The sequence below is a fragment of the Ruegeria atlantica genome (assembly GCF_947495585.1).
Lineage (GTDB): Bacteria > Pseudomonadota > Alphaproteobacteria > Rhodobacterales > Rhodobacteraceae > Ruegeria > Ruegeria atlantica_G.
Genome location: NZ_CANLZK010000001.1, coordinates 322611 through 343404, shown reverse-complemented (window position 1 = coordinate 343404; position 20794 = coordinate 322611). Strand labels below are relative to the sequence as shown.

General features: G+C 57.0%; 19 protein-coding genes. 11 read left to right on the top strand and 8 right to left on the bottom strand.

The genetic code is table 11. The annotated features are described in order from the left end of the window. Positions 1 to 81: 81 nt before the first annotated feature. Together QMP16_RS01685 and QMP16_RS01680 are read right to left on the bottom strand one after the other, a co-directional pair. On the bottom strand, positions 82 to 1026 hold the full coding sequence (locus QMP16_RS01685) for a LysR substrate-binding domain-containing protein (RefSeq protein ID WP_282151570.1): 945 nt from the start codon (positions 1024 to 1026) through the stop codon (positions 82 to 84). 2 nt (positions 1027 to 1028) lie between these two features. Further along, complete coding sequence (locus tag QMP16_RS01680) at positions 1029 to 1802, bottom strand: aspartate dehydrogenase (RefSeq protein ID WP_282150989.1); 774 nt, start codon at positions 1800 to 1802, stop codon at positions 1029 to 1031. Positions 1803 to 1960: 158 nt separating this feature from the next. Here QMP16_RS01680 and QMP16_RS01675 point away from each other — a divergent pair, with 158 nt between their 5' ends. The 5 genes from QMP16_RS01675 to QMP16_RS01655 all read left to right on the top strand — a co-directional run bounded on the left by QMP16_RS01675 (position 1961) and on the right by QMP16_RS01655 (position 6404). Next, positions 1961 to 2914, top strand: coding sequence for a dihydrodipicolinate synthase family protein (locus QMP16_RS01675; protein ID WP_282150988.1), 954 nt, complete (start codon positions 1961 to 1963; stop codon positions 2912 to 2914). Positions 2915 to 3009: 95 nt separating this feature from the next. Then, entirely contained in the window at positions 3010 to 3552 is a 543-nt protein-coding gene (locus QMP16_RS01670) for a 3-hydroxyanthranilate 3,4-dioxygenase (protein ID WP_282150987.1), read from the top strand. 24 nt (positions 3553 to 3576) lie between these two features. Continuing rightward, a complete protein-coding gene (locus QMP16_RS01665) occupies positions 3577 to 4551 on the top strand; it encodes a TRAP transporter substrate-binding protein (RefSeq protein ID WP_058273853.1) in 975 nt (324 codons plus the stop codon). A gap of 63 nt (positions 4552 to 4614) precedes the next feature. Beyond that, the gene (locus QMP16_RS01660; RefSeq protein ID WP_282150986.1) at positions 4615 to 5148 is read left to right on the top strand and encodes a TRAP transporter small permease; all 534 of its coding nucleotides are present in this window, start codon (positions 4615 to 4617) and stop codon (positions 5146 to 5148) included. After that, positions 5145 to 6404: a TRAP transporter large permease gene (locus QMP16_RS01655; RefSeq protein WP_282150985.1), complete on the top strand. Its 1260-nt coding sequence runs from the start codon at positions 5145 to 5147 to the stop codon at positions 6402 to 6404. The genes QMP16_RS01660 and QMP16_RS01655 overlap by 4 nt, the downstream gene beginning before the upstream one ends. Before the next feature lie 102 nt (positions 6405 to 6506). Here the strand turns inward: QMP16_RS01655 and preA are convergent, their stop codons facing one another. The 4 genes from preA to QMP16_RS01635 form a co-directional block, all read right to left on the bottom strand. Then, the gene (gene preA, locus QMP16_RS01650) at positions 6507 to 7811 is read right to left on the bottom strand and encodes an NAD-dependent dihydropyrimidine dehydrogenase subunit PreA (protein WP_058277679.1); all 1305 of its coding nucleotides are present in this window, start codon (positions 7809 to 7811) and stop codon (positions 6507 to 6509) included. Between the two features lie 18 nt (positions 7812 to 7829). Then, positions 7830 to 8666, bottom strand: coding sequence for a class I SAM-dependent methyltransferase (locus QMP16_RS01645; protein ID WP_282150984.1), 837 nt, complete (start codon positions 8664 to 8666; stop codon positions 7830 to 7832). 46 nt (positions 8667 to 8712) lie between these two features. Further along, entirely contained in the window at positions 8713 to 10047 is a 1335-nt protein-coding gene (locus tag QMP16_RS01640) for an NAD(P)-dependent oxidoreductase (protein ID WP_282150983.1), read from the bottom strand. 159 nt (positions 10048 to 10206) lie between these two features. Continuing rightward, entirely contained in the window at positions 10207 to 10839 is a 633-nt protein-coding gene (locus tag QMP16_RS01635) for a cupin domain-containing protein (protein WP_282150982.1), read from the bottom strand. 167 nt (positions 10840 to 11006) lie between these two features. Here QMP16_RS01635 and QMP16_RS01630 point away from each other — a divergent pair, with 167 nt between their 5' ends. The 3 genes from QMP16_RS01630 (at position 11007) to QMP16_RS01620 (ending at position 14081) form a co-directional block, all read left to right on the top strand. Then, positions 11007 to 12002, top strand: a complete 996-nt coding sequence (locus QMP16_RS01630) for a hypothetical protein (protein ID WP_282151569.1) — start codon at positions 11007 to 11009, stop codon at positions 12000 to 12002. A 72-nt stretch (positions 12003 to 12074) separates the two neighbouring features. After that, positions 12075 to 13367, top strand: a complete 1293-nt coding sequence (locus tag QMP16_RS01625) for an O-acetylhomoserine aminocarboxypropyltransferase/cysteine synthase family protein (protein WP_282150981.1) — start codon at positions 12075 to 12077, stop codon at positions 13365 to 13367. 3 nt (positions 13368 to 13370) lie between these two features. Further along, positions 13371 to 14081 (top strand): GNAT family N-acetyltransferase, encoded by a 711-nt coding sequence (locus tag QMP16_RS01620; protein WP_282150980.1) that lies wholly within the window; start codon positions 13371 to 13373, stop codon positions 14079 to 14081. A gap of 2 nt (positions 14082 to 14083) precedes the next feature. Here QMP16_RS01620 and QMP16_RS01615 read toward each other — a convergent pair whose 3' ends face one another. Further along, complete coding sequence (locus QMP16_RS01615; RefSeq protein WP_282150979.1) at positions 14084 to 14779, bottom strand: SIMPL domain-containing protein; 696 nt, start codon at positions 14777 to 14779, stop codon at positions 14084 to 14086. 164 nt (positions 14780 to 14943) lie between these two features. Here QMP16_RS01615 and QMP16_RS01610 point away from each other — a divergent pair, with 164 nt between their 5' ends. Then, the gene (locus QMP16_RS01610; RefSeq protein ID WP_282150978.1) at positions 14944 to 17100 is read left to right on the top strand and encodes a hypothetical protein; all 2157 of its coding nucleotides are present in this window, start codon (positions 14944 to 14946) and stop codon (positions 17098 to 17100) included. A 66-nt stretch (positions 17101 to 17166) separates the two neighbouring features. Here QMP16_RS01610 and hppD read toward each other — a convergent pair whose 3' ends face one another. Then, a complete protein-coding gene (gene hppD, locus QMP16_RS01605) occupies positions 17167 to 18264 on the bottom strand; it encodes a 4-hydroxyphenylpyruvate dioxygenase (RefSeq protein ID WP_282150977.1) in 1098 nt (365 codons plus the stop codon). A 146-nt stretch (positions 18265 to 18410) separates the two neighbouring features. Here hppD and QMP16_RS01600 point away from each other — a divergent pair, with 146 nt between their 5' ends. Then, positions 18411 to 18866, top strand: coding sequence for an Lrp/AsnC family transcriptional regulator (locus QMP16_RS01600; RefSeq protein ID WP_058273865.1), 456 nt, complete (start codon positions 18411 to 18413; stop codon positions 18864 to 18866). A gap of 19 nt (positions 18867 to 18885) precedes the next feature. After that, entirely contained in the window at positions 18886 to 20766 is a 1881-nt protein-coding gene (locus QMP16_RS01595; protein ID WP_282150976.1) for a monovalent cation:proton antiporter-2 (CPA2) family protein, read from the top strand. The last annotated feature ends 28 nt before the right edge of the window (positions 20767 to 20794 follow it).

The window sequence follows — 20794 nt, the reverse complement described above, 5'->3', positions numbered from 1 at the left end:
ATTATTTCAAATCACGCAATGGCTGGCATTACTTCAAGTGAATTGGGTGAATACTGATATCAATTTGACGAATACCTGACCTCATTTCTGTTTCACCGCCTGATGCAGCGCCGACTTAAAGGCACGACCAGCGGGGGAAAGATCATCATCCGCCCGGAATGAGACACCAATCGGGCCTTGCCCAAATGGAACATCCCAATCCAATGGCGACAAGTAGCCGTGGGCGATGTCCTGTGAAACGACCTCGGCCGGCATGAGCCCGATCAGATCGCGCGACTGCAACAGAGCACGGTTGGTCAGATAGGACACGGATTCGATCGTCACGAGCGGAACGTATTGCTGCTGACCAACAAAGAAATGATCCAGCTGACGCCGTAGTGTGGTTTCCAGAGGTGGCACGATCCAGCCAAAGGGTTTGGTCTGAGCGAACGAAACATCCGGGCGACCCGCAAGAGGATGCTGATTTCCAACGATTGCCAGAATGCGGTCTTCAAACAGCTTTTCCTGCCTGATCTTGTCACGGTGCCTATGAGAGGGAAGCCGCCCGACTACCATGTCGATTTCGCCCGAAAGCAACCTCGGCATCAGGACTTCGTTCGTGCCCTCGTTGATCTTGATCGTTACATTCGGACGGTCGGCCAGAAGGATTTCAATGGCTGCCGGCAGCAGGCTGGTTGAGGCGGCCAACAAAGTGCCCACCACCACACGGCCTGCATTGCCTTCGTTCAAGTCATCCAGTTCCTGCGCAGCGTTCGAGACCTGTGCAAAGATCAGCTTGCCGTGACGTATCAAAGTTTCTCCGAACACGGTCGGAATCACACCCCGATTGGTCCGGCTGAACAGCTTGACCTCAAAATCCAGTTCAAGATCCTGAATCATCTTGGTGGCGGCGGGTTGCGAGATGCCCAGCTCGCGTGCGGCGTTCTGGATGTTACCGTGCGCTCCCACCGCTACCAGCAAACGCAGTTGGCGTAACTTCAGCCGGGTCAGGGCGCGGTCGACGATACGTGAATGACGTCCCACCATGGTCACAGCACAATCGGTTCTGAAAGCTGTTCGAGCTTGGCCACCACACTCATCGCGGCCAAGGCCGAGCTGCGTGGATTGTCCGGCAGGGAATTGCCGCTTATCCGGAAATGGAACTGCCCGAATTCCCCTTCGGCCTCAACCTCATGAATGTTTTGCGCAATCGACGGATCAGCGATGAGTTTAACCTGCGTCTCATCAAATCCAATCCCAGCCAAGGCTACGGCTGCCGCAACATTTGCGTTTTTGGGATAGGCCAACGCCGCCTCTCGGGCGGTCCCAGTGAAGTGCGTTTCAACCTGTGTCAGCCCCTCAAGATCCAGCCTGTCCTCTGCGGCAGAGCCTTTCCAACCTAGCGGCGGCTTGCGCCCGACATAGATAACCTTGTCTAATTTGCCGGTCGCCGCAGCGCTCAGGCAATCAAGGGCACCGATTGCGCCGCTGGCCAGGTGCAGTTTCGCCTGCCCCACGCTGGCCGCGCTTTCCATCTCGTCTGCAATCGTTTGATCCGCCAATGCACCGACGGACACCGTGATCATGTCCGTACCCTGCCCCAGAACCTGAGGGCCATAGGCCGCCAGTGCCTGATGGCCGGCGCATTCGATCACTAGATCCGCCTCTGCGATGAGCTCTGGCACCGAACCCACAAACAGGTTCGGGTTTTGTGAAATGCTGCCTGGTCGCACCAGAACCGCATGTACCATATGGCCTCGCGCCTGAACCGCGCCCATGACATGCTGCGCAATCGCGCCTTTACCGATCAATCCTATTTTCATGTGGCAAACCTAAACCAGCGCCAAAGAATTCTAAATTGGTATTCTTTGGGTATTCTAATTTCAGATACCCAATTCCCGGCTTTCGCATTGGATCAAGTGGGGTGATCAGGCTTTGATGGCGACGCCAGAATTGCGCGTTAATCGGAAGGCCCGTTAAAATGAACTACTCCAAGCGCGACGCCAAAGCCTATGCGCGCGAGAACATGACCGGCATCTGGGCCGCAGCCCTGAACCCCTTCAACGATGATTTGTCACTGGATGAGGCCGGGCTGCGGTCAAACATTCGCCACTGGATTGACGATCTGGATATCCAGGGACTGTTCGTGGCAGGCAAGCAGGGCGAGTTCTTTTCGATGAGCCTTGATGAGCGCAAGCGCAACTTTGAGATTGCGGTTGACGAATGCGCGGGCAAAGCCGGTGTGATTGTCTCGGTCTCGGATCAGAACATGGACACGGCGCTGGAACTGGCCCGCCATGCGCAGAATTGTGGGGCCGATTACATCGTCTTGCATGCCCCTGTTCTAAGCTTTGTTCAGGATCGTGGAGAGGTTTTGTACCAGTACTACAAACGGTTCTGCGATGAGCTGGATATCGGGATCGCGATGTGGAGCCACCCGGACAGCGGATACCTGATGCAGCCTGAAGAATGCGCACGGATTGCTGATTTGCCTAACATCGTGGCCATCAAATACTCCGTCCCGCGTGAGATGTATGTGAAACTGACGCATATGGTGGGCGACAAAATTCATGTCTCGACATCGGCTGAACATGAATGGCTGGACAATATTCTGGAACTGGATTGGAAATTGTATCTGTGTTCGTCGCCGCCTTACCAGTTACAGACCAAGAATGATCAGCGCATGAACGAATACACGCGGCTGGCTTTTGCCGGCAAAGCAGATGAGGCGCGCAAGGTGTTTGACAGCCTGAACCCGGTGCGGGACGCGATGAAGCGAACCAAACCTGCAGGCAAGCCCACCGCTTTTGGAAAATACTGGCAAGAGCTGCTGGGACAGGTCGGAGGGCGTGCGCGACCCCCAATGCTGGAACTGACCGAGGCGGAAAAAGAGATCATCCGCAAAGGGTTCGCGGAATGCGGCCTGAAGCCATAGCCACATCGATATAAGCAAATCGGATATCTAGATGCGGATAATTTCTTTGCGGTTATGAAAAAACCGGCCAAACTTCTACTAACAGGGAGTGGGACATGTCGAAGTTAAGTGCATTCAACTTTCAGAAATGGATCGACGAACACCGTCACCTGCTGAAACCGCCGGTTGGTAATCAACAGGTCTGGGAGGACGCAGACCTGATGGTTACCGTCGTCGGCGGGCCGAACAAACGGACAGATTACCACGACGACCCTGTCGAAGAGTTCTTCTATCAGCTGGAAGGTGACATGGTGCTGAAGCTGTATGACGGAGAGGAATTCTATGACGTTCCGATCCGCGAAGGTGAGATCTTCTTGCTGCCGCCGCATGTGCGCCATTCACCTCAAAGACCGCAGGAAGGCTCAATCGGATTAGTCATCGAACCCAAACGGCAAACAGGCGAGTTGGACGCGATCGAATGGTATTGCTTTGAATGCGGCACCCGCGTTCATCGGGCCGAGATGCAATTGCAGTCTATCGTCAAGGACTTGCCGCCGGTCTACGAAAAATTCTATTCATCAGAAGAAGACCGAACATGCCCGAACTGCCAGACCGTGCATCCGGGAAAAGAGCCACCAGAGGGCTGGGTCAAACTCTGAGATGAACAAACAACAGGGAAGAACATGAAACATTTTGCTAAGATTGCCGCTTCGGCTGCAGCGCTTGCTGTGACATCGCTAGCTGCCCATGCAGATGAATTCCGTCTGGGCCTGATCACGCCACCTCCGCATATCTGGACCAAGGCGGCCGAGTCCTTTGGGGCCGAGCTGAACGAAGCCAGCGGTGGTGCCCATACCGTATCTGTATTCCCTGCCCGTCAGTTGGGCAACGAGGCAGAGATGCTGCAACAATTGCAGACTGGCGCGCTGGATATGGCTTTCATGACCGTGGCCGAAGTGTCGAACCGCGCACCTGAGCTGGGTGCGTTTTATGCGCCGTATCTCGCGGATGATATCGGCCACGCGGGGCGCATCCTGCGTTCGGATACCGCAAAATCGATGCTGGAACCCCTGCCCGGTCAGGTTGGCGTTGTAGGCCTAGGTTACGGTATGGCTGGGCTGCGCCAGATCGTCAGCCGGGGCGATGTGTCTTCGGCAGAGGACCTGTCTGGTCTGAAACTGCGGATCACGCCGTTCACGCCGATTTTGGATTTCTACAACGCTGTCGGAGCTGCACCAACACCGATGCCGCTGCCTGCTGTCTATGACGCGCTGGCCAATGGGCAGGTCGATGCCATTGATATGGATGCTGAACTGATCTGGGTGCTGAAATACTATGATCACGCCGACACGATTGTTCAGTCTGATCATATGATGTTCCCGATGGTCGGGCTGGTCTCGGCCAAAGTCTGGGCGGGACTGTCCGAAGAAGACCGCGCGATGATCGGTGAACTGATGGCCAAGCATGTCGACAGCACCATCGACGCCTATGTTGCCAACGAAGCGAAGTGGCTGGAACAGATCGAGGGAACCGGCAAGGCCTACAAGAAAGTCGATGCCTCATTCTTTGGCGATGCGATTGAGGAATGGAACGGCATCTGGTCTGAAAAAACCTCGTCCCTTGACGCGCTGCGCGAGACTGCGGCAGAAACCAAATAAAGTTGAACGTTTCAAGGAAAGGGCGCAGGTCAATCCTGCGCCCTTTTTCATAGGGGATCGGCGATGTTATACCGGCTGTCTGCAGCGTGGGCGTGGGTTGAGTTATGGTGTGCCGCAGCACTGGCCGTTTGCGTCACCTTGTTGATTTTGTTGAATGTCGTGACCAGAACCGCTGGCAACGCCCTGTTCTGGGTGGATGAACTGGCGATCTATGCCATGGTTTGGATGACATTCCTTGGCGCATCAGCCGCGTTGCACCACCGCAATTCGGTCTCGATTACGATCCTTGCCGATCTGGTTCCGCCTCATGTCCGGACAATCATCCAAAAAGTAGTCGACATCGTTGTCTTCGCTTTTGCAATCGCGATGCTGTGGTTCTGCTGGCGTTGGTTTCTGCCACTGGACATCGCTCGTACAGGGTTCGATGCCGTGGCGTTTCAAGGCAATACGTTCAACTTCATCTATGCCGAACCGACGTCAACCCTTGGGCTTCCGAAGTTTCTGTTTTGGCTCGTGATGTGGCTGTTTGCATTGGGGGCCACGCTGCATTCAACGATGCATCTTCTGACGCGACCCGGACGAGGGTCTCAGGCATGAGCCCTTTTGTCTTTCTGGCCACCCTGTTGCTGTCGGTGCCTGTTGCCATCGTGTTGGCGATCACCGCAATCTGGTACATCTGGGAAAGCGGGAACACCGTTCTCTATGACAGTTTTGCACAGAAAATGTTTGGCGGGTTGGAAAACTACGGCCTGCTGGCAATCCCGCTGTTCATGCTGACCGGAGAGCTGATGAATGAAGGCGGCATGACGCGCCGGCTGGTCGCCTTGGCGCGTGTATTCGTGGGCGGATTCCGGGGCGGGCTCGCCTATATTAATCTGCTGGCCAATATGTTCATGGCCGCCATCATCGGTTCGGCCACTGCGCAGATCGCCGTTATGTCGCGCGCCATGGTCCCCGCGATGGAAGAAGAAGGCTATAGCAAGGGCTTCGCCGCTGCCACGACAGCAGCCGGGGGCCTGTTGGCACCGGTCATCCCGCCGTCAATGATGTTCGTTATCTTTGGCGTTTTAGCTCAGATTCCCATCGGCGACATGTTCATCGCCGGGATCATACCCGGCCTGCTGCTAGCCGGAGCCTTTGCTTTGGTGATCACGCTTGTCGGGTGGTTTCAGCAATTCCCAAAGGGCGTCTGGATGTCCCGCCGCGATGCCCTGCAGGCCCTGATCGCCGCCCTTCCTGCCATGCTGATCCCGGTTTCGATCATCGGTGGTATTCTGTTTGGCATCGCTACGCCGACAGAATCCGCAGCCATCGCTTCGCTGATCGCATTTCTGGTCGGGTGGCTCATTTACGGAGAGCTAAAGCCGCAACATCTGGGCGAGATGTTCAAGCGAACAGCCGCAAACGCATCGATGATCCTGTTCATGATTGCGGCGGCCAGCGTTTTTGGGTGGGTGATCATTTACGAAGAAATACCACAGCAGCTGGCGGGGCTGATCACGTCGATCACATCTAATCCGTTCATGTTTTTACTTATCGTAAATGCTGCACTGCTTTTGGTAGGGATGGTGATCGATGGTATTGCCGCCATCATCCTGATCACGCCCATTTTGTTACCGATTGCCACTGGATCCTACGACATCAGCCCCTACCAGTTCGGAGTTGTCGTATGCCTGAACCTTGTTCTTGGCCTGCTTACTCCACCCGTCGGAATTGGCCTCTATATCGCCTCATCCATGAGCGGCACGACCCCCGGAGCAATTCTGAAATCACTTTGGCCATTCCTGATTGCGGTGGCCGCCGTCTTGATCCTGCTAAGCTATGTCCCAAGCCTGTCGACCTACTTGATCTAGCAAAACGTGATGTCGCCACGCGGCTTTGAACGCCCCATATGGGGGGCAGTATCTGGTAAGAGGCCCGCGCTTTCGGGCCCTTTCATGTTTTCAGCACCCGATTTACTCGGCAGCTTTGGCCATCGGATTGTTTGGATGCGTCGTCCAGTTGGCATAATCACGCTGAACTTCCAGACCGGTCCGCGGATCAACCTCTCCGGCCGTCATTGGCACCATTGAGATGCAGCCGTCGACCGGGCAAACATCCACGCACAGATTACAGGCGACGCATTCGTCATCCATGACCTCGAACACCCGATCATCGGACATGGAAATTGCCTGGTGGCTGGTGTCTTCGCACGCGGCATAGCAGCGACCGCATTTGATGCACTCGTCCTGATCGATCTTGGCCTTGGCCACGTAGTTCAGGTTCAGGTATTGCCAATCGGTCACGTTTGGAACCGCACGACCGACAATCTCGGACACGTTTGTGTACCCTTTTTCATCCATCCACTTGGACAGACCTGCGGTCAGTTCGTCGATGATCTTAAAGCCGTAGGTCATAGCAGCCGTGCACACCTGAACGTTACCACAGCCCAGCGAAATGAACTCTGCCGCATCGCGCCATGTGGTCACGCCGCCAATGCCGGAAATCGGCAGGCCATGGGTGGCTTCGGCGCGCGCGATCTCGGATACCATCGACAGGGCAATTGGCTTCACCGCCGGGCCACAATACCCGCCGTGACTGCCCTTGCCATCAATCGACGGTTCCGGGCTGAACGTGTCCAGATCGACGCTGGTGATCGAATTGATCGTGTTGATCAGTGACACTGCATCCGCGCCGCCGTTTTTTGCCGCCTCGGCAGGCTTGCGAACATCAGTGATGTTTGGCGTCAGCTTCACGATCACGGGTCGGTCATAGTATTTCTTACACCAGCGGGTGACCATCTCGATATATTCCGGCACCTGCCCTACTGCTGCGCCCATTCCGCGTTCGCTCATCCCGTGCGGGCAGCCAAAGTTCAGTTCGATCCCGTCTGCACCGGTCTCTTCAACGCGCGGCAGGATGGCCTTCCAGGCTTCTTCCTCGCACGGCACCATGATCGAGGCGATCAGCGCGCGGTCCGGATAGTCGGCCTTGACCCGCGCCATTTCCTCGAGGTTCACCTCAAGCGGTCGGTCCGTGATCAGTTCGATGTTGTTCAAACCCAATAGGCGGCGATCTGCACCGTAGATCGCGCCGTAGCGCGGCCCGTTCACGTTTACGACCGGTGGCCCCTCGGAGCCGAGCGTTTTCCAGACGACACCGCCCCACCCGGCCTCGAAAGCGCGGCGCACGTTGTATTCCTTATCTGTCGGCGGCGCCGAGGCCAGCCAGTAAGGATTGGGGCTGGAAATGCCCAGAAAGTTTGTTGTCAGATCGGCCATGGCTTCTCCCTTCCCGGCTCAGCCGGTTTTCTTGAATATCATTTCGGTCGGACGAATGCGCCCGGCCTTGAGGTTCGTGACGTAGTTTTGAAACTTTTCGGGCGCCGTCTCGCCCATCATCAGGTGGATGCCCAAGGGCGGCGGGCCGCTTTCGGCGATGCGCGCGAACACCTCTTCGAAAAAGGTAAGCGCGAACTCGGTCCGGTCTGCCTCGGCTACCAGTTCAAGGCCTGCGGCTGCTGCGGCATTCTTGTAAACATCCGGCGCATCAACAAAGGATGTCCCGGCAACGGTTGACCATGGCAGAGGAAAGGTCAGCGGTTCCTCCACGTCCCCTCCCATCACGTCAAACAGGGCAAAGATACCATCTCTGGCCAATGCTCGCGAAACTTCCGCGAACAGACCTGCTTTGTCTTCGATGTTCATCCCGACATGCATCATGACGGCAAGATCGAAGCCCGCATCCGGTACCGGCATGTCCAGTGCACTACCCACCAGAAAACTGGTCTTTTGGGAATGACCAACAATCTGGCTCAAAGCAGTGGCCGTTTCGACAAACTCCGGCGTCAGGTCGACCCCGGTCACCGTTGAGTCATAACGATCCACGATGTACCGCGACGTCCCACCGATGCCGCAGCCGACATCCAGCACACGGGTCGCGTGGGTCGGCGAAAGCTGGGCAAACAGGTTGTCCGTCGCAAGAACACCGCCGGTGTGGAACTCATCACCTGCCTTTAGGTCGGCAACCGTGGCCGCATTGGGATCAATGCCGCTGGCTTTTAGCGCCTTACGCATGCGTTCCGTAAGAGCACCAGTTGTATAGTGTTGGGCAACGGCTTGTTCGATCTGGGACATGAGAATACCTCAGCAGCGAATGGGATGGGGTGAATGCCCCATCCTATCACGAAACGAGCGTTGCGTGGATGTCCATCGCCGCGTCTCGACCCTCGGCCACGGCGGTCACGGTCAGGTCTTCGCCACCCGCCGCGCAATCGCCCCCGGCCCAGACACCACCTATCGAGGTACGCCCGGCACCAGACACAGCGATCTTGTTGCCATCCAGCTTCAGCCCTTCCGGCGCGCCGTCCAAGTTTTGACCAATCGCCTTGAGGACTTGATCAGCGGGTATGCGGATCATCTCTCCGGTGCCCGAGAGCTTACCGTCGTGACTGGACGTATACTCCAATTCGATTTCTGCCGCTGCCCCGTTTCCGTGCACAGCCACGGGCTGCACATTGGTCATGATCTTGACGCCGTGCGAGGACGCGAGGTCCTGCTCATACCGGCTGGCGCCCATCGCATCACGACCACGGCGGTATGCAATGGTGACGTGTTCGGCACCCAACAGTTTCGATTTCACCGCAGCGTCCACAGCGGTCATGCCACCGCCGATCACCACGACATTGCGACCCACCGGCAGATGCGACAAGTCCGAGGCCTGACGAACGTCCGAGATGAAATCGACCGCGTGACGGACACCGTCCAGATCAGCACCCTGTGCACGCAAGGCATTCACCCCGGCAAGGCCGATAGACAGGAATACTGCGTCGTAATTCTCAACCAGACCGTCCAGCGAGACGCCCTCGCCCAACACGGACCCGGTCTCGATAGAAATACCGCCGATTTTCAGCAGCCAGTCGACTTCGGCCTGAGCAAAATCGTTTGTCGATTTATACGCTGCTATCCCGTATTCGTTCAGCCCACCCGGTTTGGGGCGGCTTTCGTGGATCACCACGTCATGCCCAAACATCGCCAGCCGGTGCGCACAGGCCAGACCCGCAGGTCCTGCCCCGATTACGGCAACTGTTTTACCGGTGGGTGCGGCCCGTTGGAACGGATGACTTCCGCCAACCATCACGCTGTCTGTTGCGTAGCGCTGAAGACGACCGATTTCGACCGGTGAACCTTCGGCGGTTTCGCGCACGCAGACTTCTTCGCACAGCGTTTCAGTCGGGCAAACGCGGGCGCACATGCCGCCCAGAATGTTCTGAGCCAAAATGGTCTCACCCGCCGCTTCGGGCTGACCAGCCTGAATCTGGCGCATGAACAGCGGAATGTCGATGTCTGTCGGACAGGCTGTGACGCATGGCGCGTCGTAACAAAAATAGCACCGATCCGCTGCCACGGCGGCCTCATGGGGGGCCAGTGGCGGATGCAAATCCGTGAAATTCGAGGTCAGCTCATCGCTGGACAGCCGCCCGGAGACAATGCCGGGGGCAATCTGGCCCTGTGCCATCACTCTACTCCCTGTAGATATGTATGTTGTGGCCTCAGCTTGCCACAAAGTAATTTTTTATCAAATGGTAAAATTTGCCAAATGGTCAAAAAATGAAAAAACCGGACCAATCGACCCGGTTTTCCTTTGTTTCTGCCTGTTTTTCTTGCAGCGGACGTATCAGACCATCTGAGCCAAATGCCCTGTTTTCGTCCAAACACGCGCCCCCGAAGCCCCTGCCACGGCGGAAGATCGCGCGCCCGGAGGCAACCTTAGCCAGTCCCAAGTCGTGAAATCCTCGTCAGATTCCCTCAGCGAGCCTTCGATCACAAACAGCTCCATTCCGTGCGACGCGTCCAGATCCAACGCCTCGCCCGCCGCAAGATTGAACACGCGGACATCTTCATGCGCGTCTTTGAACAGTTGAGTATTCCCCTGACCATTGATCGAGCGTCGTACCTCTGTCCGATCATCCGGGTCAAACTGATGCAGCTTCACCAAGATCGTCGCCCCCTGTTTTGCCGAAGGTGTGTGCGACGAGTTCGGAGGGTTTCTCACATAACTGCCGACCGGGAAATCTCCGGTTTCGTCCTGAAAAACGCCGTCCAGAACCAGATACTCTTCGCCCCCGTCATGTGTGTGGGCCGAAAAAGCGCTGCCCGGAGCAAAACGTACGATTGTCGTTGCGCGGGCAACCTCCTCACCGATGCGATCCAGCATCTTGCGTTCGACACCGACGGCGGGGGACGCGATCCATTCATTCTGGTCGAAATGAACTGCAACACGTTTGGTGAAATCTGCGTTGATCCTCATGGGGGCACTCCTGAACGGGGACGTGTCCCTAACATGGGATTGCGCCGACATTTTTCAAATTGCGCGCATCGCATCTGGTTTTGACGGGCGCGCCTGCATACTGTACGTCCGACAAGAAACCCGAGCAGCGCCGGACCACGGCACCCACAAGTACTGAAAGTAACCGGATGCAGGCCAGCGCCCCGAAATTCAACATCGTTATCATCGGGCAAAACAACCGTCTGCAATACGAAGCCCTTTTGTTTGCCGCCTCGTTGCGGCACAGCAGCCCTGATTTTTCCGGTCGACTGTTCGTGGCTGTTCCGCAACCCGGTCCACGCTGGCCGCAGGACCCTACCATCCAGGACGAGGATCTTCTGAAGGCACTCCGTCAGTTGGATGCCGAGATCCTGCCGTTCGAAAACAAAGTATTTGGCGCCAGCTACCCTTATGGCAACAAGATCGAAGCTTTGCTGGCCATGCCCGAGGGTGAGCCCTTTGTGTTTTTTGACAGTGACACACTGATCACCGGCGATCTGACCAGCGTCCCCTTCGACTTTGACCGCCCCGGCGCATCGCTAAGGGTCGAAGGAACCTGGCCCAAACCAACCTTGTATGGTCCTGGACTGGATGGGATCTGGAAGGCGCTTTATCAAAGGTTCGGACTGGATTTCGACAGCTCGCTGGATACCAGCCAACCTGTGGATTACTGGCGGCGCTATCTGTACTTCAATGCCGGGTATTTCTTTCATTCCTGCCCTCACACCTTCGGAAAGCGCTTTCTGGACTATGCCCGCACGATCCGCGACGGCGAGATCCCCGAGATGGCTGGACAAAATTTTGACCCCTGGCTGGATCAGGCTGCACTGCCGCTGGTTATCCATTCGTTCGGCGGCTGTCGCGATGCCCTGCCTGCGGGCCTTCTGGACGGATCGGTCAGCTGTCATTACCGCCTGTTCCCCCTACTCTACGCCCGTGAAAGCGATCACGCCGTCGAGGTGCTGGAAACCGTGGTTGCGCCAAACCGGGTCAAGAAGGTCCTCAAGGGGTACGACCCGATCAAGAAGCTGGTGCTGCAGCGCAAGGGTCACAAAATCAGGGACATGTTTGACCGCGAGAACCTTCCCAAACGCGAGCAGGTTATTCGCAACACGATACGCAAGAATGGTCTTTGGATGCGCTGACAGGAATGTTGTCTGCGCGCGCCCAATCGCCTAGAGATTCAGCAACGCACTTTCCAACAGGAGATTTCCAAGATGTCTGACGGCCCCACCTACGGTTTTGATACGCTTCAAATTCACGCGGGCGCCCGGCCCGATCCCGCAACTGGCGCGCGTCAGACACCGATCTATCAGACGACAGCCTATGTGTTCCGCGACGCGGATCACGCGGCTGCCCTGTTCAACCTGCAAGAGGTTGGTTTCATCTATTCCCGCCTGACAAACCCCACCGTGGCCGTTCTGCAGGAACGTGTCGCCACGCTGGAAGGCGGCGTCGGTGCCGTGTGCTGCTCATCAGGCCACGCGGCACAGATCATGGCGCTATTCCCGCTGATGGGCCCCGGTTGCAACGTAGTCGCCTCGACCCGTCTGTATGGCGGTACGGTCACGCAGTTCAGCCAGACCATCAAACGCTTTGGCTGGTCCGCCAAGTTTGTCGACACCGACGATCTGGACGCCGTCAAAGACGCTATCGACGAAAACACCCGTGCGGTGTTCTGCGAATCCATTGCCAACCCCGGCGGCTATGTCACTGACATCCGCGCGCTGGCGGATGTGTCCGATGCGGCGGGCATTCCGCTGATCGTCGACAACACCTCGGCCACGCCATACCTGTGCCGCCCGATCGAGCATGGCGCGACGCTGGTGGTGCACTCGACTACCAAATACCTGACCGGCAACGGCACCGTCACCGGCGGCTGCATCGTGGATTCGGGCAAATTCGACTGGTCCGCAAATGATAAGTTCCCCTCGCTCAGCGAACCGGAGCAGGCGTATCACGGGCTTAAATTCCATGAGACGTTTGGCCCACTGGCCTTCACCTTCCACGGCATCGCTATTGGCCTGCGTGATCTGGGCATGACCATGAACCCGCAGGCTGCGCATTACACGCTGATGGGAATCGAGACCCTGTCCCTGCGGATGGAGCGTCACGTCGAAAACGCACAAAAAATCGCCGCATGGCTCGAGGCGGATGACCGCGTGGAATACGTCACTTATGCCGGGCTGCCGTCTTCGCCCTACAGTGACAGGGTCAAAGCGCACTACAAGAAGGGCGCGGGTGCCCTTTTCACCTTCGCGGTCAAAGGCGGCTATGACGCCTGTATCAAGCTGGTCAACGCGCTTGAGATTTTCAGCCACGTAGCAAACCTGGGCGATGCACGCTCGCTGATCATTCACTCGGCTTCGACCACGCACCGGCAGCTGACCCCAGAACAGCAAGAGGCCGCAGGCGCTGGCCCCGGCGTTGTGCGGGTGTCCATTGGTATCGAAGACGCAGATGACCTGATCGCCGATCTTGATCAGGCGCTGGCCAAAGCGTCGGCCTGATCCATGAGCGGGCACAACACCAATGATCTGGGCCAACCCATCGGATTGCCGGTTACGGGCGATTTCCCTCGCCCGACACCACCTTGCACGCCGATGGAGGGCCGATATTGTTCCGTTGTCCCGCTTGATGTGAATAGGCATGCGCCCGGGTTATTCCGGGCGTTTGCCAACGACACGGATGGCCACAACTGGACCTATCTTCCCTACGGGCCGTTCGACGGCGAGCGTGAGTTTGAGGATTGGACCCGTGAGACCTGCATGGATTCCGATCCGATGTTCCACACGGTACTGGACAGTAACGAAACGCCGGTGGGTATGGCTTCATTTCTGCGGATTGACCCGGCGGCGGGTGCGATCGAGGTGGGACACATCCACTTCTCACCCTTGTTGCAGCGTAGCCCGCAATCGACCGAGACTATGTTCCTGATGATGCAGCGCGTGTTCGATGAGTTGGGCTATCGCCGTTACGAATGGAAGTGCGACGCGCTGAACGCGCCGTCCTGTCGCGCGGCCGAGCGTTTGGGCTTTACCTTTGAAGGTATTTTCCGACAGGCCACCCATTACAAAGGTCGCAACCGGGATACGGCGTGGTATTCCATCCTCGACAGCGAATGGCCCCGCATCCGCAGCGCCTTTGAGGATTGGCTATCGCCGGACAACTTTGACCAGACGGGCCAACAAAGGCAACCTTTGAAGGCCCGCGCAAGCGTCTGAGGTTACTCAGAGATTTCGAATTCCATTGTGACGGTGACCGAAACGGACACCTCGCCACCTGCGACCGGTACACCACCTGCATCCGCAGCGCTGAATTCCCGCATCATGGCCACGGGGCGCGCGCCACCGACCTGTTCGCTGATCTCTTGAACTGGTCCGAGTGTCACGTTAGCCGCCTGTGCCAACTGCTCGGCCTTGGTGGTCGCTTCGGCTACGGCGTTTGCGCGCGCCTGCGCTTGCAGCGGTTTCGGATCCTGTACGCCAAAGCTTAGCCCGCCAAAGTCATTGGCCCCGTCCTGGATGACTGCGTCCATGATTGTACCAAGCTGTGTCAGGTCACGCACACGCACCACCACTCGGTTCGAGGCGACAAATCCCGAAATTTCGGGCCGGTCGCCGCTTGCGCTGTTACGATTGTTCCAGACCGGCGACAAAGACACGTCGCGGGTCTGCACATCACGCGTTTCGATGCCAAGCTCCTGCAACCGGCTCAGGACCTGAGACACCGATTCCGAAGTGGCCTTCATCGCGTTCGAGGCCTGTGCGTCTTCATTGGTCACGCCCAGAGTAATAGTCGCCATATCAGGCGCGGCCTGCACAGTTCCCGCCGCGTCAACGGTGATGCGACGTTCTTCCGCATGGGTCATGCCAGCAACTGACATCGTCAGAACTGCGGCTAGAAAAGCGATTTTATTCAAGGTCTTCCCTCCAATTTTCTTTCTCCCAACATGGGGTGGCGAGGGTCTGCCGAACAAGGGGAAAGACCGGCTTTTTCTTTCCCTCGGCGGGATCCTGCTTTAATGTCAATCTGCGGACGAATGATCGTTTGCACAGATGCTGACAATTATGGTTTTTCCGGATTATGAAACCCGCCTTTGCGCTGTCTTTTTCTTCGACCGGAATATCCTTGCACCACCATTCGGATGGTGACTGGTTCTGCATAGGCGAGGTTGCTCTGGATGCGCCCGACCTGAGTACGCAGATCATCGCATTGCGGGATCAGGGCTTTGCCCTTGAAAACGACCTGAACTGCAAGCTGGTGATACCAGCGGATCAGGTGCGATTTTTGTCCGTATCAACAGAGGGCCTAAGCCCCGAGGAAAGCGCTGAAAAAGTGCGAGCGGAACTGACCGAGGCAACTCCCTATGCGCTGGATGAGCTCGCCTTCGATACCGCAACCGTCGGTCCGACAACCCATATTGCTGCTGTCGCCAGGCAAACCCTGAATGAGGCCCGGACATTTGCAGCCGAGCACGGGTTTGTTCCGGTACAGTATTCAACCCCGATCGAGGGTCAGGAATATCCGTCTGAACCTCGGTTCGAGATCGATACCCAAGACACGGTCATTGCTGCGGAACCGTTCGAGGTTGAGGATTCTGCCAAAACTGATGAAGGCCCAATCGCAGACACGATTGCAGATTCCGAGACCCCGACAGAGTTTTCTTCAGCCTCCGACACGACCGGCGCAGTAGAAACGGTTGAGGTAGAAGAATCCGAAAAAGAAAGTGAATCTGCCGCCGATCGGGCGATCGCTGAAACCGAGGACCAAACGGAGTTTCCTTCCGCGCCCGATGCGACCGCAGCAGAGGAACCCGCTGAGGGTAAAGAACCTACCAACGAAGATGATGGCCCTACCATTCACGCGATCGCAGATACTGAGACCCCGACGGAATTTCGTTCGGCGCCCAACGCGAATATTGCTGGCAAAACGAAAGCCACCCCCCCGATCAACCGCTACGCCGTTCCAGCGGCGGCGGCCGCTCTCGTTGCTGGTATTGCTCTGACCGTGTGGTCGTTGACTGGATCTGACGACACCGAATCCTCAGTGGCCGAGGCGGTTTCGATTGAAGAAACTGTGCCAAACCTCGCATCTGACGAGCAAATCGCCGAGACACAGGAGGTTGACGGCGATCCGGAGCTTGAATTCGAACCCGAGGCGGTCGCAACCGCGCCAGAGGAAGAGCCGCAAACCGAACCTGTTGAAGAAACCGCCGCTGATCTCAGCGCGACCGATGCTGCAATCCTCGAAGCGCTGAACGTGGCACCGACCCAGGTCGAACCGGTGGGACAAGAGCCCGCACCAGCGGAAATCTCGTCACAAGCAGACATCGAGATCTTCGCCCCCGAACCTTTGCCCGATCCGGTCCTGGAGTCGCCAGAGGACCTGTATCTGGCATCCCTGGACAGCACTGATTTGTCGCAGGACGCAGTGGCGCTGCCTCCCGTCAGTAGCTTTGAAACTGACCTGCCGTTTGAACAAAACGCCCTGCCCGCACAGGCCGGGGTCCAGTTTGATCTGGACGAACGCGGCCTCGTTACTCCCTCAGCCGAAGGGACCCTGAACCCTGACGGAGTGGTCGTTTACCTTGGCCGGCCCGCCAAGGTTCCCCCGGCAGTTCCGGTTCGGTTCGAACAGGAGCCGATTGAGGAAGATCCTACAGCCCGCTTAGCGCAGAAACGGCCAAATCCACGTCCCGCCAATTTGCTGGAAAGCTTTGAGCGGCAACAACTTGGCGGACGCACACGCGAAGAACTGGCGGTTCTGCGTCCTAAACTGCGCCCCAAGTCCCTGCAAAGCAGCCCTCAAATCGACGAAACGCCGACGGCTTTGGCAGTCGTTCGCGTTCCGCGCCCCAAAACACGACCAGCCGGACTTGCCCGCCCGGCCAGTACAAACACAAGCACCGCCAATCTTGGATCGACTGCAGCGGTCGATCAAAGCTCGGACGAAGCTGGTTCTTTCCAACCAAAGGCCGTGGCACCGAAAATCCCGTCGATCGCCTCGGTGGCGCGGCAGGCGACCATCGACAATGCGCTTAACTTGCGCAAGCTGAACCTGATTGGGGTTTACGGGACCCCGGCCAATCGGCGCGCGCTGGTCCGGTTGCCCAGCGGTCGGTACAAAAAACTGAAAGTCGGAGACAGACTGGACGGCGGAAATGTTATCGCCATTGGCGACGGCGAATTGCGCTACCAAAAGCGCGGAAGAAACCTCACATTGAAAATGCCGCGGAGCTGACGGTTCAAAAAACAAAGGCGGCCGAGGGATATCCCCGACCGCCCTTTGGTGACTTAACTTACGCCGTTAAGCAGCTGAAATTTCGCCGCTTTCGATCTGTTCGCGTTCAATGGATTCGAACAGAGCCTTAAAGTTCCCTTCACCAAACCCATCATCGCCTTTGCGCTGAATGAACTCGAAGAAGATCGGGCCGATCACTGTTTTCGAGAAGATTTGCAGCAAGATCCGGGTCTCACCACCATCCAGCACTCCCTCGCCATCGATCAGGATACCGTGCTTGATCATCCGGTCCAGAGGCTCATCGTGATCCACAACACGTTCCTTAGACATGTCGTAATAGGCCTGGTTGGGCCCCGGCATGAACTTCAGGCCCTTTTCCGCAATCGCGTCGGTCGAGGCATAGATGTCTTCACTACCCACCGCGATATGCTGAATACCCTCACCCTTGTACTTCTTGAGATAAGATACGATCTGCCCGGTTTCGCCACGATCCTCATTGATCGGAATGCGGATACGACCACATGGCGAGGTCAACGCGCGGCTAAACAAGCCTGTGAATTTACCCTGAATATCAAAAAAGCGGATTTCGCGGAAGTTGAACAGACTCTCGTAGAACTTGAACCACTTGTCCATGTTGCCCTTGTAGACGTTGTGCGTCAGGTGATCGAGGTAATAGAACCCGTCGCCGCGCGGTTTGGACTGTTTGTCCCAGGTGAATTCCTGATTGTAAGGCGATGTTTCATAATACTGATCGATGAAATAGATCAGCGAACCGCCAATACCCTTGATCGCTGGGGCATTCATGGTCCTGTCTGCCGCGTCATAAGGCTCAGCCCCTTTTGACACCGCGTGTTCATAGGCTTTCTGCGCGTCCACGACACGCCATCCCATCGCAGGGGCGCAGGGGCCGTGTTCTGCCACGAACTTAGCGGCAAAGCTTTCCGGGTCGGCATTCAGGATGTAGGTCACGTCCCCCTGCTGCCACAGCTCAACCAGGGGCTTGTCCGTGTGGTGTCCGACCAACTCGAACCCCATTTTGGCGAAAAGATCGCGCAGTTCCTGCGGCTCGGGGTGGGCGAATTCGACAAATTCAAACCCATCGGTTCCGGCTGGATTTTCAGGGCTGATGACAGATTTCGGGGCGTTGTGCGGGAAAGGACCCATGGCGCGTCTCCGTAAAAACAGGAATTTCTTTGCTGATTCCAAAATACGCCTTACCAGGCGCTGTTTCTGCGCATAGTTTTTGTGTAAACTACAAACATATGCGTAAATCACGCACGAATTTAGGTAAAATTGGAGAAACTCCGCATATGCTGGATTCCACCGATACGCGGCTGTTGTCTGCCCTGCAAAAGGACGCACATCTAACCGCGCATCAATTGGGTGAAATGCTGAACCTGTCACCAAGCCAGGCCGGGCGCCGCCGTCAGCGGCTTGAGGCCGAAGGCTATATCACCGGATATGCGGCACGGCTGGATCCCCTAAAACTTGGCCTGCAGGTCCAAGGGTTCATTCAGGTGCATTTGGGCACACATGGCCCGGAACAATCTGCGAGTTTTGCCCGCATGGTCGACACCCGCCCCGAGATCACCAGCGCCTGGACGATGACCGGAGAGGCAGATTACCTGCTGCACGTCTATTGCGACGATCTTTCCGCGCTCAACCGCTTGCTTCACCAGGTGATACTGCCGCATCCTGCAGTGGCACGGGTGCACAGCCAGATCGTGATGGACCAACTCAAACGCGACGCGCCATTGCCCACCTGACCGGACCGAGAGGACAAACATGGACGATTTCCTTTACCAGGCTTCAATCTATCTGGCCGCCGCCGTGATAGCAGTGCCCTTGTCGGCACGTCTGGGGTTGGGTTCCGTTCTTGGTTATCTGGCCGCTGGCATTGTCATTGGCCCAGTCTTCGGGCTTGTGGGGGCCGAGACCGAAAGCCTGCAGCACGTGGCTGAATTCGGTGTGGTCATGATGCTGTTTCTGATCGGGCTCGAGCTTGAGCCGCGCGCCTTGTGGGACATGCGCGACAGGCTTCTTGGACTGGGCGGTCTGCAGGTGTTGCTGTCCACCGCAGTCATCGCCGCAGTTGCCATATATGCAAGTCACCCTTGGTCGGTCGCACTAGCCGTCGGGTTAACCTTATCTCTGTCATCCACAGCGATTGTGCTGCAAACGTTGTCGGAAAAGGGGTTGATGCAGACAAATGGAGGTCGGGCGACGTTCTCAGTGCTTCTGACGCAGGACATCGCGGTCATTCCCATTTTGGCGATGCTGCCGCTTTTGGCGTTGCCTGCAATGCCTCATATCGAAAGCGACGGCTCAATCGACCGTGGCGCGGATGCGCTGCATGAGGCCGGACATCATAGCTTGTCACTTGTCGAGGGCCTGCCCGGCTGGGCCGTTACGCTGGTCACTATCGGCGCAGTTGCCTTCGTCATTCTGGCTGGCATCTACCTGACGCGTCCACTGTTCAGGTTCATCCACGCCACTAGGCTGCGCGAAATGTATACGGCGCTAGCGCTGATGATCGTCGTGGGCATTTCCTTCCTGATGACGCTTGTCGGGCTCTCCCCAGCTCTGGGTGCGTTTCTGGCGGGTGTTGTTCTGGCAAGCTCAGAATTCCGGCACGAAATGGAAAGCGACCTAGAACCGTTCAAGGGACTTTTCCTAGGGCTGTTCTTTATCACGGTCGGCGCCGGGATTGACGTTGGCTATTTCTTCAACGACCCACTGGACCTGATCGGTCTGGCACTACTGGTCATACTGGCTAAAGGGATCATCCTGTATCTGGTCGGTCGCGCGTTCCGGCTGCGCGGTCGGGATCACTGGTTGTTCACATTGGGTTTGGCGCAGGCAGGCGAATTCGGCTTTGTGCTGTTGGCCTTTTCAACGCAACAAAACGTCATCCCACCTGATTTATCGCAAAAACTGTTGATGATTATTGCCCTTACAATGCTGATCACCCCGCTGCTGTTCATCATCTTCGATCTGCTGTCGCGCCGTATGGGTGATGGCGTCCCCGAGGCCGAGCCCGATGAGATCGACGAAAAAGGCCCGGTCATTATCGCTGGAATTGGGCGTTTTGGTCAGATCGTGAACCGGTTGGTCCGCGCGAGCGGGTTCAAGACTGTCGTACTGGACCACGATATTGAGACAATCCAGTTGATGCGTCGTTTTGGCGTCAAAGGATTTCTGGGTGATCCCACGCGGCCAGAATTGCTGCGCGCTGCGGGGCTTGAAAAGGCAACCGTGCTTGTGGCTGCGATGGATGACCCCAAGCAAGTCACACGTTTGGTCGGCTTTGCCCGGCGTCAACGCCCGGATTTGCACATTGTGGCCCGCGCGCGTGATCGCACCCATGTCTACCAATTGTATCAGGCCGGGGCGAACGACATTGTCCGAGAGATGTTTGACGGATCGCTGCGGGCGGGTCGCTATGTCCTGGAAAACGTTGGTCTGAGCGAATACGAGGCGGCTCAGGCCGAACAGACGTTCTATCATCACGACAGGGCCTCTGTGCGTGATCTGGCAGAATTGTGGATCCCCGGTATGCCTACCGGTGACAACAAGAAATACATCGAACGGGCGCGGCAGCTTGAGAAAGACCTGGAAACCGAACTGCTGGAACTGGCCGAGAAACACGCAAAGAAGTCAGCCTGACCCGGCCCTGCCGGATCAGGCGGTTTGA